An 18927-nucleotide genomic window follows, 5' to 3' on the forward strand; every position below is an offset into this window, starting at 1 on the left:
GATCTCCGTTGTGTCTTTAAATGTATTTAAGGCGGCTTGTTGTGTGCGCGTGATTAAAGGTGTTGATGCTGTGTTATTCATCGTTGGCTACCCATGTAGAGCCAACGCCTACCTCTGATGCTTGAATATAATGAAGCCCTTTTGCTCCAGCGATTGCTTGAGCACCATTCGGATCTGATTCAATGAGCGTGCTGCTGGCGGTGATAAACTCAGGTACTTCTTTGCCATTATCAGCTGGGTTTTGATCAATCGCTCCATCAGTATTGAATTCACCGTTACCATCAAGATTACGAATATCTACCCAATCGTCCGAGGTGTCGCCCGACATATAACTATCGCTGAAACCAAAGTTATTGGTGAATGCAGATTCAGTGTGGTTGATGAGATCGCAGTCGTATTCGAACGAATGGTCACTGAAGTCCCCGTCAGCATTTAAGTAGAGGCCTTCAGTGCTGGCATTGTCGTTAAAACCGTTAGCAATGACATTGGCATCGAAATCGATAACAAAGAAGTTCTTCGTAAGGGCATACAATTGAGGGCTATTTGTAGCTGTGAGTTCGTCACAGTCCCCAACAGGGGCTCTTGAACCGATTTCTGTACTAAATACGATAGGCTGAAGTGAGTTAAGAACGCTATTGCTGGTGACGGTTAACGTTAAATCACCGGTGCCGTCGAGTATAGCTTGATTACCCGAGTTAGGTACGCCACCGTCAGCTTGAGAAAACGGATTTGCGGTAAAGACAATACCACCGGCCTCTTTGTTGCCTGAACGGATCCCCGCAATGTAGTTATTAGTTATTGTATGACCTAAAGGCGTGACGAGTACGCCACTTGGTCTATCATCGTCTTGGTCTTTTCCATCCGTAATGAGTAGATCTGTCGTACGAATAATGATGTTATCCCTAACGTTATTAAACCCACCGTCCTCTAGAGAAATACCGCCACTAGCATCAACAATTGTATTCCCTTTTATAGTGGCACCAGATGTTTGCACGCGCATTAAGCGACGACCAGTCCTTACATTATCAATAAGGTTATACTGTACGGTAAAATTCGCCATATCGGCAGCGTCAGTGCCTGTTGTGCTGCCTAGGTTAAGGAGTAGTAAGCTAGAATTATCGTAGTTGGGATTATTACTGTCGCTGAATAAGTTGTATTGAATAACGTGATCCGAACCAGAGGAGGCTAATTTGATGATCGAGCCTTCTGTCGCTACGGTGCGGCCTGTAAACGTGTTGCGCTCAATTAGGGCCCCATTTCCTTTAATAACGAGCCAATGGTAGGCATCATCTGGGTAGTTTAATGTTGCTTGCTCGCCATCCATCGTATTTTGCGAAAATACAAAGTTATCACCTTCAGAATAGATAACCGCTTCTTCGCCGCTATCACAACTAGAGCTTGAAAGTGTATCAATATCAGTGAAGGTTAGCCCTGTGACGGTTGCACCATCTACTCCACTGGCTACGTGAATACACACATCGCCGGATACAGTAGGCGTTTGCCCCTCGATAGCACGCAACGTAATTGCACTGGTTAGTTCTATCGCTGCGCCAGGGCTGTAAACATTCGTGTTTAGACCTAACACATCACCATCGGCTAGGCCGCCGACCGCATTCTCAAGTGCAGCTGTATCACCCACGACTTGGGTATAGACAAGGGTGTCCAGTGAATCGGTAACTGTGTCAGTAAACGCATCGTTATCTGTGTACGACGCGCTAACGGATATAATCGAGCCCGCTTGACTTGTAGGGGTGAAGGTTTTGCTATTGGCATCCGCGATGACCACACCATCGGCTGACCATGTGTAGACAACATTGCTTTCATCAACGCCATTGTTGTCAGTAATTTCGGCCGTAAGTGTTGCTGTGGTTAAGTAAGGAGAGGTACCAATAATGTCGATACGGCCAGCTTGATCCACCGCGACATTCGTAACGGTAATAGTTGGCGCGGAGACATAGTTTTCGTCAAAACTGTTATCGTCAACATACGTTAGCTCTACCGTGATAACACGGCCAACGATTGACGCGTCAACGACGTATTCAGCGCTGGTGGCCCCTGATATAGCGTTGCCATCAGCATACCATTGGTAAGCTACTGTGCCTGTTACGCCATCCGGATCGGTTATCTCAGTGGTTAGGGTATTTCCAACTGTTGGTGTGCCTTGTATCACCACTGTGCCGGCGGAGTTTACACGGGACACCGTATCTGTGCCGCTCGAAGTAACAGATTCGCTAAATCCTCTGTCATCTTCAAATGTCGCGTTTACTGTGATGATAGTGCCAAATTCATTATCACTCAGAGTTAACTCGGCGGTCACTTGATCATCAATGACCGTGTCGTCAGCGAACCATGCATAAACAATCGTTGCGTTTTCTATACCGTTTTGGTCGGCCACTGTTGCACTGAGGGTAGAGCCAACGAGTGCATCGCCACTAATGGATACCGAAGCAGGAAATGCGATAGCAGATACATCAGCCGTAGGATCGCTAATATGTGACTCGTTAGTGTTGCCATCGTCGGTATACAGCGCTTGAACCGTAACTGATAAACCAATTTGTTCGTCTGTTAAAGTAAGGGTCGATGTGTTTTCATCTACGATGGCTTGGCCGTCAGCATACCAATAATAGGTGATCGTGCCTGAGATCCCATCGGGATCATTGACTGTCGCACTGAGTGTTTCGCCAGATGTTGGGGTCCCAGACAGTGCAATAGAGCCCAGTGTATTTGGGTTATTATCTGAGTCGGTGCCACAGCCTGATATGGCTGCCGCAATCGCACAAAGTGCAAATGTTTTAAACTTCATAATAGCTCTATTCTCCGTATTATTGGTTTAGTTTGACGTGCTTTTCCGTAGAGGTGCTGTTACCAAATGCTTTAATTGTTGTTACCAAATTGTGATTTATTTTGTTATTTTGTTAACCTCTTTGGCTATATAACCATAATAATTCGGCATGATCCAGTTGGTATTTATCATTTTATTAACAATTTCGTTTTGGTAGCCATAATATTTGGCATGCCCTTATGCTCTTTTGGTATTACCAATATTCTTGGTGTGGTTTGGCTATAAGCCATTGGAGCTGCATTACGTACAGAAAGGATGGTATTTAATGGAAATGAAGTGAAAGCAAGCTGAAGGATACGGCACACGTTGTGCCGTATTTGGAATTGGGGGTTAATGACGGTATCCGGAATGTTGATTATCTAAATGGTAGAATGTCGCTTGTACATAGTCTTTAGGGTCACCACCGTTATTTTGATTGTAAACTCCCGCTTTAAAGTACATATATTGGTTACTCTTATCGTAACCACTGTTACTCATGTCATAGACTTTCGTAATATTCGGTTTATCTAGACGGACAAGTGTCACGAATAACACATTGTTTTCCACACTTATCTTATAGCTAAATTTTTCATTTAATTTAATTCCATCATGTGGGTTTTCTAATCTATGAGAGCGAGAGCCTACAAGATTAATCCAGGTGTCATCTCCACCGTTTACTTCGTGCGCAAAGTAAATTGAGCCATGCTCATTGTTAGGCAACTTACGATAATAGAGGCGAATAGGTTCATCCTTGGTCGCATGAATTTGGCCAATGATCACCCGGCCGACCATTTTTTCATCGCCAGTGGTTGATACGCGATTCACTGCTAGCGTTGCTTCTAGGCTGCCTTCAATGGCGCCTGCTTTTCTTTTAACAGAGCCGTGTGCACCAGAGAAAACCCAGTTATTACCGGTTATGCCTTGGGTTTTTATACGATTATTACCCCGTCGTAGCATTTCTCGAAGTTCAGTGCGAACATACTTGGTGTTTTTTGAGGTTTTAGCGCCAACATTTGGACTGGCGAACACCATGCCACCATCATCTGCGGTATAAAACAGCGGCTTGAGTTCGAAGCCATTGCTAAGGGGCTTCTCATAAATCATATCAGCTTTAAGATCTTTATTTAGATCCGTTGGCAAGGTTAAGCTCCAGTCCATTAAATCAAAGTTTTCACTGGGAGGCTTATCGTTTACTAATTCTCTCTTAGCACCCAACAAAACACCTTGAGGGAGAGTTTGATGAGAGTCAGGGATAAGGCGCGATAAACTTGCTTCATCCACTATCTCGCTATTTGCGGCGGTTGAGTTAAAAGCGCTGAATGCAACCAAATTCAACACGACCTTATGGATTAACTTCATTATATTTCCTTTATTTTTCAGCTTAGAACAAGCCTACAAGTAAATAACCTCAAGCAGAATTAGAGAGCTTCAACACTAAGTTAGTGACGCCTATTTGTTAACTATCAGTATTGGTAATGTTTTTAAAATGTAACCAATTTCGCGTTGGCGTGTCAAATTGGTCTTGCCAATTATGTTTATCGTTTCATGTTTTTGGTCAAGCTAGATTACTGATTAGAGAAATAAGAAACCTGCTGAGGGATCGTGATGTTAATTGATGAAAAAATAATCATGTAGCTAATGTATTGAGATATTATCCATTGCTTTAATAAGGAGCGTTCTCGTCGACAAAACGACTTTGGGCAACATGTGGCTAGGTGATTGGCTATGCAAATTCATGGGTTAAAACACGACATGTGTATTTAAAAATTGAATTTAGCTTATTGAAAATGTGCCATGAAATTAAGTGAGTTTCTAACGGGGAAAACTAACTTCATTCTAGTGCGTGCTCGAATTTGCTTATCGCATTTTTGGCGCTTATTATACCCGTAAATAAGTCGTACAATAATGCCTGAATCTGCTTTCGCATTGGTACTTTCGATCTTTCCTAACCTTATGTATCTGAATTGATTTTTAGGCATAAACAAAACGATTGGTGAGATCCTTTATTATAATAATAAGATTGATATATTTATGTTCAAAAACGGAATGATCTGGGTCGTACTATCCGTCTTTTTCAGTATTGGCATTAGCGCGAGTGAAAGGACTTTCTTTAGTTTTACGCCAGCTAACTTTAGTAAACAGCTCTCGCAAAAAACAGTTCGCCAAGTATACCAAGATAGCACTGGGTATTTGTGGTTTGTTACCCAAGAAGGGCTTAGCCGCTATGACGGATACCAACTGCTTAAATTTGTGCACGATCCCCGAGACCCCAGTTCAATCAGTTCAGATAACGTCCGTTCAATACTAGAAGATAACCAAAAACGCTTATGGATAGTCACTGACGGAGGAGGATTAAATCGCTTCGAGCCATTAAGCCAAACATTCACTAAATGGCGTGCAGGTGGTGAAAAGTCTCAATCTATTATTTCAGATCATATTCGAAGCATGTATTTGGCAAGCGATGGAGCAATTTGGTTAGGCTATAACAACGGTAGTTTTAGTCGTTTGAATCAAAATGATATGAAGTTCGAGCACTTTAACACGCGCGAATTGCTACCTGAACTGACGAAAAATGCATTCGTCACATCTATTGCCGAAGATAAACATAATATTTGGCTAGCCACGGATGGAAATGGGCTTTTGCAGCTTAATAAAGATACTTATCAACTCAGGCGTTATTTTAAGGGAGGAATATTCCCTTTGTTTAGTGACAGGCTTACCAAGGTTTTTATTGATAACCAAAAGCGTATTTGGTTGACGAGTTATGATGCCGGTATCAGTATTTTTGAGGTAGAAAAAAACACTTTCTCCGCGTGGCGTCACGATCCGCGGAAAATTCGCAGTATTGCTTCTGATTTGGTTCATACAGTTTATCAAGATCACCATCAACGATTATGGTTCGGTACAGAAGGGGGCCTAAGTCTTTTTGACGAAAACGGCGGCTTTACCACGTTTAAAAAAAATAATGGTATGAGTGACAACAAAATACTCTCGATACTTCAGGACCCTTCGGGAATAATGTGGTTAGGCACCTATAGTGGTATTACAAAAGGCATAGAAGTCCCCTTTGAACAAATTGATAAGGGCCTTGCGAGCAAGATTGTATTAGGCTTCGCGGAAACTACATCAAGTAAAGGCGAGCGAACAATTTGGGTCGCAGGGTATGACGGGTTAACTCAGTTAGACAGTGCGGGTCAGGTTCAAAACGTGTTAAATGCCCAGAGCGTCCCAGCGTTAAATGACACTCGAGTGATGACAGTAAGTGGTGACAAACATATCTTGTGGTTTGGCACCAGAGGTGGAGGCCTTGGACGGTTAAACGTTGATACTATGGAAGTCGATTATTTGGTTCATGACCCAAATAACTCTGCAAGTTTGAGCTTTGATGGTGTTACCAGTATTCACCTAGATCAAGATAAAAATCTATGGGTTGGCACCTTTGGTGGAGGGCTTAATCTGTTAAAACATAATGGTAATGGCTTTGCTCATTTTAGAGAGCAGCACGGAGACCTGAGAAGTTTAAATCATGATCGGGTTGTTGCGGTATCCGAATTACTTGACGGTAGAATAATTGTTGGAACAATTAAAGGCATTAATATCTTTAATCCCACTTCGTTGGATTTCGATCGCATCGAACATGAACCGGATAATGTTGATAGTTTATCAGCACCTATGGCATGGGCATTTTATCAAGATGATGCTGAACAACTTTGGGTTGGTACGCAAGGCGGCGGTCTGAATCAGTGGCGTAAAAAAGACCTTAAGGCACTAAATAACCATTTTAGTCGCTACAATAGTGTGAATGGATTACCGAGTAGCCACATTTACTCTATTCAAGCAGATGAAATGGACAATTTGTGGTTAAGTAGCACTGCTGGTTTATCACGGTTTAATCCCGCGACTGGAAAAATTCGCCATTTCGATTCATCGCAAGGCTTAAACGATAGTGAGTTTAATTTCGGTGCAGGCTTTACTGATAGCCAAGGTGTTATGTATTTTGGCGGTAATTTTGGTTTTGTACGCTTTCAACCAAATGAGATAAAAGACAGCAAGACAGTCCCGCCTGTGGTGTTAGTGCGTATTAAAAAGTTAAATGAAGAAGTGGGTGTCGATATACAGTACCAAGAGCAGCATGAAATCGTGCTCAATTATCTGGATTACTATATCTCGTTTGAATTTGCGGCCCTGGATTTTAACGCTCCAGAACTGAATGAATACCGCTACAAATTAGAAGGGTTAGATCCTAACTGGGTTGAACTAGGGCACGCTCGGTTGGCTTCTTTCAGTAACTTACCACCGGGCAAGTATGTTCTTAAGGTGCAAGCGAGTAATCATTTAGGCTTGTGGAATTCCGAAGGGGTCGCACTGCAGATTCGAGTATTACCTCCACCATGGCGAACTTGGTGGGCGTATAGCGTTTATGCCATTCTTTTGATTGTCATTGTGCTTGACGTTATCCGGCGTTATCGTCTCAAACAACAACGTGCGTCTCAGCATTTAATTGATTTGGAAGAAAAGGTAGAAGAGCGTACGACCGATCTGCGTTTAGTCAATGAAAAGTTAGAACAAATCAGTTTTACAGATCCGCTTACTGGGCTTAAAAATCGTCGCTACTTAACACAGCACTTGGACAATGATGTGGAGTTAATTCTTGCTAAGCATCGAGAGTATTCGTTGAATCAATCTCAACTAGCGTCTAAAGATGCAGATTTAATTTTCTTTTTAATGGATTTAGATCACTTTAAGCAAGTTAACGATAAGTATGGGCACAGCGCCGGAGATGCGGTCCTTGTGGCCGTTAAGTCTATCTTGGAGACCGTATTTCGTGATACCGACTATCTACTGCGTTGGGGCGGGGAAGAATTTCTTATTGTTGCACGTTTTGTTGACCGTAGTAGTGCCGCGACACTAGCTGAGCGACTACGATGTGCTATTCAAGCACATCGGTTTAACATTGAAGACAATACTGCAATAAACGTGACGTGTTCGATTGGTTTTAGTGTGTTCCCATTGCTATCCAATCAACCAACGGTCTTGAACTGGGAGCGAACGATAGATGTGGCTGACTTGTGTCTTTATGCAGCGAAAAAGTCTAACCGTAACACCTGGGTTGGCTTATTAGACTTAACGTGCGACGAGCAAGATGTCTTTTCAGCAGTGGTGGATAAAACCGAACAGCTCATTCAGTCAGGGCAATTGACTCTGGTTAGCTCAATCTCAGATATCAACAACATACGCTGGCGCTAAAGAGTTATGTACTTGTGATAATTAAACGTGAGACCTTACCAACTGTCCTAAACGCTTAATGGCAGCGAGGCGTTTTCCGCTTATCTCATGAACAAAACTGAGCCGCATACTATTGCTAAAAGCATCGTTGGTAGAAAACAGGTTGCCAGGGGTGGGAATAATGCCTTCTTTTATAGCTTCTTGGTAAATATGTATGCAATTCACTGTTTGTTCGAATGTTACCATTAGTGCTAGGCCACCACTCGGGGTGGTGTAAGTGAAGGGGACAAACCAATTTTCCCGTAAAATGTTAATTAACTCATTCCGTTGTTTTTCCAATGTTTGGCGATATTGCAACAAATGGCGCCTAAAATGCCCCTCGCTAATAAAACGCGCTAAACCTTGTTGAACCGCTTGATTATTGGCTAAGTTATTCACCATTGACAAATGCACAATAGCCTCATGGTGTTTGCCTCCCATTATCCAACCTGTGCGCAGGTCACGTGAAAGGGATTTGGAAAAAGAGCTACATAAGATCACGTTATTTTGCTGATCCAAACCTTTTAGTGGTTGAGTTGAAAAATGAAAACCTAAATCCCCGTATATATCATCTTCAATAAGGGTGAATTCATATTTTTGTGCCAATCGACATAATGTTCGCTTTTCCTCTTGAGGCATACAGGCTCCCGTAGGGGTGGCGAAATTCGGGGTGACAATGCATGCTTTAATCCGCCATTGCTGTGCCGCTTGCTCTAATGCTTGAGTCGGTAACCCGTCACTAAATGACGCGGGGATCTCGATAACATTGAGTTTTAGTGTCTGTAGTAGTTGTAAAATTCCGTAGAACGAAGGACTCTCAATTGCCACCGTATCGCCTGGCTGGCAACAGCTGCTCAAAGCCAAGAATAGACTATTCTGGCAACCCGACGTGATGCAAATTTCCTCTGCTGAAATGAATAAGTCACGACCTCTGTAATGTTGGCTTATTTGTTCCCTCAGCGCGATATCCCCTTTAGGGGACCCATAATAAAGCGCATGACGTGCTGCTTGTTGTCGCATTGCACGGTTAATATTTCGATTAAGGGTTTGAATGTGTGAACTTGGCGCTTTGACATTACCGCTAGGATAAATGTCGAAGGCGGCTGAGCGCGCCATAATTTCGTGAAAAACAGCTGGCATGGTGACTAAACCTGGCGCCTTTTGTGTTGTTTGTGACAGTACAGGAGATGAACTGTCTTGGGCGACAACATAGTAGCCTGAGCGAGATCGCGCTTTTACTAAGCCGTTTGCTTCTAGTTTGTGCAATGCATTTTGAACCGAAACTTTGGAAACCTGATATTCGCTGCTCAGAACACGAATTGACGGCAAGCGCTCTTCTGCACGCCATACATTTGAGATGATTTTATGTTTTAGCTCAGCCGCCAGAGCAATGTATTTAAATTGGCTCATTTGGTTTCTCGTTAACAAACTGTACCTATATTAATTTATATTTTTGTATATATGAATGACAAAGTGAGATGAATAAGATGCGCTCCACATAAAATAAGCAGGTAGAAAACTTTGTGAGCCAGTCTTTAGCCTCTAAACAAGATGTTATTTTTCAAACGTCTCAGCTAGATGGAAAAATATATATACGAGAACAGAAAGGCGACTTTCAACGTATTCGTCGTTACCTTAGTTGGGTGCTAGTGAGTGGCTTTATGCTGCTCCCTTGGGTTCAATATCATGGTCAGCAAGGGATTCTTTTTAATGTCCCAGAGCAAAAACTGACCTTGTTTGACATCACGTTATTTCCTCAGGATATGTTTATATTTAGCCTGATTTTTATTCTGGCTGCATTTTTATTGTTCTATATCACACGTTTATACGGGCGCGTTTGGTGCGGATACACCTGTCCTCAAACCATATGGATGCTTATGTTTAACTGGGTTGAGCGTAGAGTCGAGGGTAGCTTTAGGCAAAGCCAAGCGCTCGATAATGCGCCGCTTGGTACATCAAAAGTCATTAAAAAAGCGGTGAAGCATAGTATTTGGTTAGCGATTTCATTTCTGACTGCGCTGGTATTTATGTCGTATTTCGTACCGGTATCACAGCTATATTCTTCAGTATTCACTTTTCAGGCATCTACTATAGTGCTGGGGTGGGTGTTCTTTTTTACGGCTTGTACCTATATCAATGGTGGCTGGATAAAAGAAAAAATGTGTCTGCATATTTGCCCTTATGCTCGGTTTCAATCTGTTATGTTCAGCAATACCACGACGCTAATTACCTATGATAATACGCGAGGTGAGAATCGCGGGCCGCGTAAATTAAAGGCGCAGAAAGCCACAGATATGGGGGATTGTGTTGACTGTGGTTTGTGTGTTGATGTGTGCCCAGTCGGGATCGATATTCGTCAGGGGCTACAATACGAGTGCATCAATTGCGGATTGTGCGCAGATGCTTGCAATGATGTTATGCGCAAATTTAACTATCCGCGATACCTAATTAAATATGCGCCCAAACAGGAGAGCAAACGCAGATGGTCTGCGCATTTGGGGTATGGTGTCGCGTCATTGCTATGTTTATGCTTTATTGTTCAGTGGGCGTTTAGTCGAGATGAGTTTGACGTGAGCATCATTCGTGACCGCCAGGCGCTTTACCGTGTGAACACCCAAGGGAAAGTAGAAAATACCTTTGTGCTGAAGATCATTAACAAAACCCAACAAACAAGAGGATATTTACTCAAAATAGAGCATGATGAAAATCTAATAATTCAAGGAACGCCTGAGTATGTCGTCTCGCCCACCGAGCAAGCAATGACTTATGTTACCGTAGTTGCGCGACACGCACCTAGTGCACAGAAAATACCGATCCACTTTGCCATTCTAGACCAGAAAAGTCATGAAGTGATCCAGAAATCTTCATCGTTTTTTAGCCCGACAGATGCTTGGTAGCCAAATGTAGGCTGCTAAAACGGGTGAGAGAGCAGTTCTGATTGACGGGGGGAGTGGAACAGACTAGTTTAAAAAATGCACGACTAAAGTTTAAGGGTAAATAGCGGTAAATACTTGATACTTAGTTATTAATTACTCGAATTCAGGCGTAGCGAGAGAGCAATGAAAATATCAAGTAAGCTAATGCTTATTGTGATGCTGACAATATTCGAAATATCCATGACCTTACTGGCGGTATTCGAGATCTCAAAAGGTGCTAAATTCCACCAACTCAATTCCCTTCATTTTAAATATATAGTCCAATATTCTGAGTTGATTAACGATTTCGAGAGAAGCTCAACAAAAGACGTTTCACCATTAATCAATGTGATAATTAATATGCGACAACAACCTATCGAGTGCGTTGAAGCCGTGAGTTGGCTGAATGTTATTATCATGCAGCAAATTAACACTTATCACGCGGTAGATATTTGCCGGAAAGACATTGACGATGCCAACAACATACTAAAGGTGATTGCTAACTTTGAAGCGGGGGAGCTCAGCGCAAAGCAGTTAATCGTTGATCTCAGGGAGTCAGCTAAGGTCTTTAATCAAAACTCTGCATTATTTGAAAAACCGATTACGGATACAGTCACTTTTATCATGCGAGTGGCGATCCCGTTTTTGGTGGCCATATCCTTGTTCAATATATTATTCATTTCCTATATGTCGAAAAATATTTCAGGTTCTATTCGTAATGCGATCCGTTTGTTGAAAAGGGGAACACGTGAGAAAAGCTTAATTGACGAAATCGATTCAAATGTGACAGGGGAATTGAAAACCTTATTGCTTGTAGCAAAAGAGCGATTGGCCAATGAGGTACTTGTGGCTGAAATTAATCAAAAACTAGAAAAGTTAGTCGAGCAAAGAACCCAGAGTTTAACCCGAGCTAACGAAGAACTTGCTCAGTTTGCCTATCGAGCATCCCATGATTTAAAAGCCCCGCTAACATCATCAAAATTGCTTACCCAATTTATTATTGAAGACATAGAAAGTGGAAATATTAATAGCGCGATCGATGATGCGAATAAGATTTATGGGCAAATGGAAAAACTCGAAAAATTGGTTGTGGGTATTTTGTCTTTGACAGAAGCAGATGCGATTGATGACACGAAAACGAGCATCGATTTGGCGTCCATTATAGATGATATTCGGTTACGTTTGTTGGAACCACGGAATCTGGCGAATGGGTTTATTCGCTGCACAACTGACATAACAAGTGAATTCACCAGTGAAAAAGTGCGTATTGTCCAAATTTTGGAAAATCTAATCTCCAATTCTGAAAAATATAAAGATGAGGCTAAGCCCGAAGCGCCATTCATTAATATAACACTGCAAGAAACAGACCTTGATTACCGACTTGTCGTTGAGGATAACGGCTTGGGGATCCCCGCTAATCGCCATGATGAAGTATTTCAGATGTTTAAACGTTTTCACCCAGAAGTTAGTTCAGGCTCGGGGTTAGGGCTAGCCATTGTTAAAAAACATGTAAGTTTTTTAAAGGGACAAATTGATATGCAATCATCAGCGCTAGGCACAGTGTTTACCATCACCTTGCCTAAGGAGAAATTCAATGAAGAATATTAATGTACTGATCGTCGATGACAGTGAGCTAGACCGATATATCCTTAGAAGACAGCTCACGGGGCTCGGTGTAGAGCACATTGTAGAGAAAGACGATGGCTCTAGCGCGTTAGACTATTTAAAAGACTACGATAGAAACTACCAACTTTTCCCAGGCAAATTTCCACCGATTATCATTTTTCTCGATATCAATATGCCTAAAGTGAATGGATTTGATTTTCTTGATGAGTTTGCCAAAATCCGGCGGCAGTTCGACTTTCGCTCCTGCGTAGTGGCTATGTATTCTTCCTCCGAACGTACTGAGGATAAAGAGCGCGCGTTGAAATACGAATTTGTCTCGCGTTACTTGGTTAAAGGTGAGATAACCGAATCGTATCTTGATGAAACTCTTCAGGCGCTTAATAAGTCTAACTGAAACTAGGGAAAGGAGTTCCCATGCCTGATATTGATAGTTATGTTGGCCAGCCCTATTTAGCCAATCCACACGACAAATTATTGAATCTAGATGAAGGCATTCAGCTAAATCTAGACAGTATTTGCGAATTGGTTTTACCCATTTTCGATGCCCACTTCTGTCGCTTGTTTTGTTGTTATGACAAGACAATGTTTTTAGTGTCTCAAAAGGGGGAAATGAATCAAGTAACTCAACAGCTGATTATTAGCAAAAAAGAATTAGTAGCATTAGCGCAGAGTAGCAATTCGTTGAATACGCTTGCGCGTATTACAACCCCAAATGACGAAAGCCTACTTCGTCATATCTCTCCTATCATTTTACCGTCAGGTCTTGTATTTGGTTATCTCGAATTTTACCGAGACAAGGGGGCAAGTCTAAATTCTAAAGAGCAAGCGATTATTACTGTACTTCAGCGAGATATCGGTAACCATCTTTTACAACATAAACATTTGCTTGCAGCGGCAAAATCGCGGGAATTACACCTTCTTATCTCGAAACACAATCGAGACTGGATCTTTGTGAAGGACACCGACTTTAGAATTGTTTATGCCAATGAAGCGTTTTTAAATGCATACCCGCAAGCCGCTAGCAGCATAAGTGAACAAGACCCATCATCTTCTATGTATCAGTCTATTACTACCGCAGCGTCGCTGGAGCAAGATAAAATCGCTTTATCTCAGGGCCAGAGCGTGACCACCGAAGACATGACCGCAGCAGACGGGAGTATCATGGTATATGAAACGGTAAAACGGCGATTCGAGGATGGCGACGGGGTCCCTTATATTTTATGTATACGCAGAGACATCACGGAGCGTGAAAGATTTATTCGGCAGTTAAAAGAAGCAAATAATGATCTAGATGACTTTACTAAGATTGCCTCCCATGACTTAAAAGCGCCTTTAAATGCAATTCGGCGATTGCTTAGCTGGATTGAAGAGGACTGCCAACATATATTGCCTGAAGAGTCTGTCGAGAACTTACGCCTAGTGATTAGCCGAGCGAATAGAATGCAGTCGTTGCTAGAAGACCTACTGACGTTTGCTAAGATTGGTAGAGAAGATAAAACCGTCACGTGCATAGAATTGGCAAAGTTAATTTCAGATTTAAACCCCTTGTTGGATTTACCTGCAGGATTTGAAATTAACGTGGAGCCAGCAGAGTTAGTGGTGCCAAGCGTACCGTTTAAGACCGTTATGCTCAATTTAGTTGGTAATGCGATTAAACACAATGACAAAGACTTGGGCAAAGTGGAAGTCGGATGCAAGATAAACAAGTTTTGCTATGAAATCAGTATTAGCGACAACGGACCTGGTATTGAGGAGAAATACTTCGAACGTATTTTTCAATTGTTTCAAACGCTTAAATCCCGAGACGAACTAGAAGCCAGTGGAATTGGTTTAGCTGTGGTGAAGAAATACGTTAATCAGTTTGGTGGAAGAATAGAAATAGACTCTGATGGCGTAAACGGCACGACTTTTACGGTTTTTTGGCCTAAACCTAAATAGTGCAACGAATACTAATGAATTCATATTAGTAAAATACCGCCTTCCTAGTATTAAGGTGTATTGAATTTATTCAACGTGCGAGCTTATCTGGATGGTGCAATGAAAGTTTTGATAGTAGATGATGATATCGTTGATAGAAAAGTGGTAAAGCGAACTCTGTGCGCATCTAGCGACTCCCATCACGATGTTCAAGAAGCCACGTCAGCCGCGCAAGGAATGAGCCTGTTAAGTGCCAACCAATTTGATGTCATTTTACTTGATTACAGAATGCCAGAAGTTGACGGCATTGAGATGGTGAGTGACATGCGCGCCAAACCCGATATGGGCAACACCGCAATTGTAATGATCAGTGCCTATGATGAACCTTCATTAGCACTGGATTGTATTGAGGCAGGTGCGCAAGATTTTTTATCGAAAAGTGAAATTACGCTCAACAAACTTGAGAAAGCGATTCTCTACGCCAACAAACGCTTCGAAATTGAACAGCGTATGCATAAAAGTTATTTAGCCGTTAAGAAAATGGCTGAGAAAGATCCGCTAACTGGCTTGTCTAATCGTTATCACTTTGAAGAAACGTTAAAAATATTGATTGCAAGTAACAAGCGCCTGACCAGCAAGGTTGCGTTACTCGCGTTAGATTTAGATAACTTTAAACATATTAACGACACCTTGGGTCATGCCGCGGGTGACAAAGTACTGCAGCAATCCGTTAAACGAATGCGCAAGTGTCTGCGCAATAACGAGGGCTTTGCTCGGCTGGGTGGTGATGAGTTCGCCATTATTTTAGGCAATATAATCTCTGGTGATGAAATCAGCCGCATCGCTAATCGCATTCTTGACTCGTTCAACGTTGCATTCAATATTGATGATAAAGAGGTGCACTGTGGTGTGAGCATTGGTGTAGCTCTATGTCCAGATGACTCGGTTAACGCGCAAACGTTACTTAAATGCGCAGATATTGCGATGTACCGGGCGAAACAAAATGGCAAGAACGGGGTAAGCTTTTATGAATCCTACTATCAAACCGAGTTTAACCAGCGTTTCTTAATTCAGAACGAATTGATTGGTGTCTTGGAAAACGCCTCGTTTAGATTGCTTTATCAACCTTTGTTTTCAGCTACTGATAAATCCTTATTAGGCTTTGAAGCGCTTATTCGATGGCCGGAAATAGAGCCTTATTTTACGCCAGAGGAATTCATTCCTGTGGCGGAGCAAAGCAAGCTGATAAATCGCATCGGGCAATGGGTAATTGCTACTGCGTTGCATCAGTTATCTCAGTGGCATAGTCAATTTAATGCGGCTCTCACTATGTCGGTGAATATTTCTGCTGTACAGCTGCATGACATCGAGCTGTTACCTTATTTATCGCATACCCTTGAAAAGCTGTCGCTACCTGCAAGTAGCGTTATATTAGAAATTACAGAAACAGCACTGATTAAGGACAACAAAAAGGTAACTGATATATTACGCGTTTTGTCTGGGCGTGGGTTTAAGATAGCCCTTGATGACTTCGGTATGGGCTTCTCTTCGGTATCGCATTTAATGGAATACCCTATTGATATTGTTAAATTAGACAAGAGCATGCAAACCTCTAATGATAGTTCAGACAAGCATCAGCGAATATTTAAAGCCCTCGCACTCATGCTCAAAACCTTAGACTTTGTTGTTGTTGCAGAAGGAATTGAAACGAAAGAACAACTACTGCAATGCCAACAATTTAACTTAGAACGTTTGCAAGGGAACTATTTAGGTTTGCCGTTAAATAAAGAAAAAAGTGAATTATTCCTCGCAAGTATCTTCGATGTATAGCCTTGGTGATAAAAAATAAACGTGCCCATTATTGAAAATAATGATTGCAGCCAAAAGTATGGGGGCAATCATATATTTCATTCGAAATTTTCATTGTAAAGCGTTCAATATTTTCACTGTAAATTAAAACCCATAAAAAACAGTTGGTTACGAGTTGGCCTGTTGGTTGCATTAACTTGCTCACACAATGTGCGTATCAGGTTTGCTGCTTAGCACCGATATCGAGCGACGTTTAATGAAGGGTAATTTTACATGAAACTAAAATTTAAAAAGAAAGGCGCAATGTTAGTTGCAGGAGTGATGAGCTTAACTGCTTTGCCTGCGCTTGCATCGAGTAACGGATTGCTTGGGCTTAACTTAACTCAGGTGGTAACAAACGCAGATGTTTCAGAGTTGACTACATCGTTAGGTTTACCTGATGTGCCTGTGGTCGACAGCATATTGAAAATGAACAATGAAATATTGATTCAAGGCGGCGAGATAAAAGTCTTGCGTGAACTGATTGAAAAGATCGGTGGCTTGGTGACCCATGAATTACCGTTGGTGGGAGGAATTGGTGTTAGAGTCAGCGACTTACAGCTGGCAATTTTGCAGAAGCTACCGAGTAGTCTTATTAAAATTACCAAAAACGATGCGGTTTTTACTTCAAGCGCACTGGATCACTGTTCTGTTTACGGAAGCCATGTGGTCGATTTAACAGCAAATAAAATCAGCTGGAATTTATACAACGCAAAGGATATGAAAGCGAACGCAGAGGAAATGACCTTCACTTGGCCTGAGCGTTTAGGGCAAGTTCGCTCAGTAAAATTTAATGGAAGGTTAGTATATTGGAGTTTATTTGGTCGTCAAAATGGCGAGTTAACACTGGATGCGAACGCCTTAAAGCGCTACGCCAATTTAGATGCCTACGAGAGTGCGACTGTCGAGGTCTCATTTACGCGATATGGGGCTGATAATTACACCCAAGGCGACTTCTCTATGGATGTTGAGTTTGCGCAAGGGTGTGATCGAAGTTTAGTTAAAGGGTATGACACTCAAGCTAATAGCGAAGACAGCAATAGCTACTATGTTAATAACATTGGAGCTGATGAGCTGCATGATAATGGTATTACGGGTAAAGATGTCACGGTTGCCGTTATTGATAGCGGGCTTTGGGCTGCACACAGTGCACTAAGACAAAATACACAAAATCGCTCACGTATCACAGCAGCATATGATGCCCTTGAAGATACTGAAGTGAAAGTGAGGAATATGACTGATGAAAACAGTCACGGTACTCACATTACAGGCATTATTGCCAATAGTGATCGTGCTGTTGTTGATGGGCAAATGCGCAGTTATTATCAAGGTGTTGCCCCAGACGCTAACCTAGTGGTAGTAAAAGCGTTCTATGAAGACGGCCACAGTACCTACCTAGATGCGTTACGCGCATTGCAGTACATCGCGGATAATCACAAAGCATTGAATATACGCGTGGTGAACTTATCGTTCGGTGCACCTCCTCGTTCTAATTACTGGGATGACCCAATTAACCAAGCTGTTATGGCACTTTGGGAACAAGATGTTGTGGTTGTGACATCAGCGGGTAATACCGGGCCAAGTGCAATGACCATTGGCGTGCCCGCTAACGTACCTTACGTTATCAGTGTTGGTGCCATCAGTGATAACTACACCCAAGATAACCCGAACGATGATACCTTGCTTTCATTTTCTTCTCAGGGGCCGACTCACGAGGCGTTTATCAAACCCGATATGGTCGCGCCTGGTGGGCACATGTTCAGCTTAGCGAATGAAGATATGTATGTGCCAAGCAAGTTTCCTCAGTACATGGTAGGTAAAGACCGATTTATTATGTCTGGCACATCTCAAGCGTCGGGTGTGGTCAGTGGTGTTGTCGCTCTAATGCTGCAAAACGATCCAAGCTTGAGCGCGAATGATGTGAAGTGCCGTTTGATGAGTAGTACGACTATGGCCCAAGTGAATGGCAAACTGGCTTATAGCCCATTTCAACAAGGTTCAGGCAGTGTGAATGCGGTGAAAGCCGTTGAATCGAGTGAATCAGGTTGTGCAAATAATGGCATGGATATCGCTGCCGATCTAAGTGGTGAGCAACATTACATGGGGGCTGCACGTAAAGACGAGAACGGCAATTACTACATAAAAGGTTTTGAGTTCGAAGTGTGGGAAGAAGCCTTCATGTGGGAAGAAGCCTTCATGTGGGAAGAAGCCTTCATGTGGGAAGAAGCTTTCATGTGGGAAGAAGCCTTCATGTGGGAAGAAGCCTTCATGTGGGAAGAAGCCTTCATGTGGGAAGAGGCCTTCATGTGGGAAGAGGCCTTCATGTGGGAAGAGGCCTTCATGTGGGAAGAAGCGCATATGAACCAAGAGAACTTCATGCTTCAAGAATAACGTTACTTAGTAGAGAAGTCCCGTACCGAATAAACATTGTTTGAAAGGAGCGGGGCTTTTTAGGTTATAAAAGCTATTTAATGGAATTGGTATGATGTCGTCTGCCAAGTGATTGTATCGCCTGTTGATTGTTGGCATTTTTAA

Annotated in this window: 10 protein-coding genes; 7 read left to right on the forward strand and 3 right to left on the reverse strand. The window is 42.3% G+C overall.

Features of this window, described 5'->3' with window-relative positions; translation table 11 throughout:
• Window positions 1-73: 73 nt before the first annotated feature.
• Together FX988_RS16715 and FX988_RS16720 are read right to left on the reverse strand one after the other, a co-directional pair.
• A complete protein-coding gene (locus FX988_RS16715) occupies window positions 74-2803 on the reverse strand; it encodes a poly(beta-D-mannuronate) lyase (protein WP_160181240.1) in 2730 nt (909 codons plus the stop codon).
• A gap of 369 nt (window positions 2804-3172) precedes the next feature.
• Window positions 3173-4180: a polysaccharide lyase family 7 protein gene (locus FX988_RS16720; RefSeq protein ID WP_160181241.1), complete on the reverse strand. Its 1008-nt coding sequence runs from the start codon at window positions 4178-4180 to the stop codon at window positions 3173-3175.
• Between the two features lie 672 nt (window positions 4181-4852).
• Here FX988_RS16720 and FX988_RS16725 point away from each other — a divergent pair.
• Window positions 4853-8068 (forward strand): diguanylate cyclase, encoded by a 3216-nt coding sequence (locus tag FX988_RS16725; protein ID WP_160181242.1) that lies wholly within the window; start codon window positions 4853-4855, stop codon window positions 8066-8068.
• Window positions 8069-8089: 21 nt separating this feature from the next.
• Here the strand turns inward: FX988_RS16725 and FX988_RS16730 are convergent, their stop codons facing one another.
• Window positions 8090-9496, reverse strand: a complete 1407-nt coding sequence (locus FX988_RS16730) for a PLP-dependent aminotransferase family protein (protein ID WP_160181243.1) — start codon at window positions 9494-9496, stop codon at window positions 8090-8092.
• 113 nt (window positions 9497-9609) lie between these two features.
• On the opposite strand from FX988_RS16730, the gene ccoG reads away from it, so the two are divergent.
• From ccoG to FX988_RS16760, 6 genes are all read left to right on the forward strand, one after another.
• Complete coding sequence (ccoG, locus tag FX988_RS16735) at window positions 9610-10983, forward strand: cytochrome c oxidase accessory protein CcoG (RefSeq protein ID WP_160181244.1); 1374 nt, start codon at window positions 9610-9612, stop codon at window positions 10981-10983.
• Between the two features lie 162 nt (window positions 10984-11145).
• Complete coding sequence (locus FX988_RS16740) at window positions 11146-12609, forward strand: sensor histidine kinase (RefSeq protein ID WP_160181245.1); 1464 nt, start codon at window positions 11146-11148, stop codon at window positions 12607-12609.
• Window positions 12596-13021, forward strand: coding sequence for a response regulator (locus FX988_RS16745; protein WP_160181246.1), 426 nt, complete (start codon window positions 12596-12598; stop codon window positions 13019-13021). The genes FX988_RS16740 and FX988_RS16745 overlap by 14 nt, the downstream gene beginning before the upstream one ends.
• 20 nt (window positions 13022-13041) lie before the next feature.
• Window positions 13042-14565 (forward strand): sensor histidine kinase, encoded by a 1524-nt coding sequence (locus tag FX988_RS16750; protein WP_160181247.1) that lies wholly within the window; start codon window positions 13042-13044, stop codon window positions 14563-14565.
• 99 nt (window positions 14566-14664) lie between these two features.
• Window positions 14665-16374, forward strand: a complete 1710-nt coding sequence (locus FX988_RS16755) for an EAL domain-containing protein (RefSeq protein WP_160181248.1) — start codon at window positions 14665-14667, stop codon at window positions 16372-16374.
• A 252-nt stretch (window positions 16375-16626) separates the two neighbouring features.
• Entirely contained in the window at window positions 16627-18783 is a 2157-nt protein-coding gene (locus tag FX988_RS16760; RefSeq protein ID WP_160181249.1) for a S8 family peptidase, read from the forward strand.
• The last annotated feature ends 144 nt before the right edge of the window (window positions 18784-18927 follow it).

It is taken from the genome of Paraglaciecola mesophila, from assembly GCF_009906955.1.
GTDB lineage: Bacteria > Pseudomonadota > Gammaproteobacteria > Enterobacterales > Alteromonadaceae > Paraglaciecola > Paraglaciecola mesophila_A.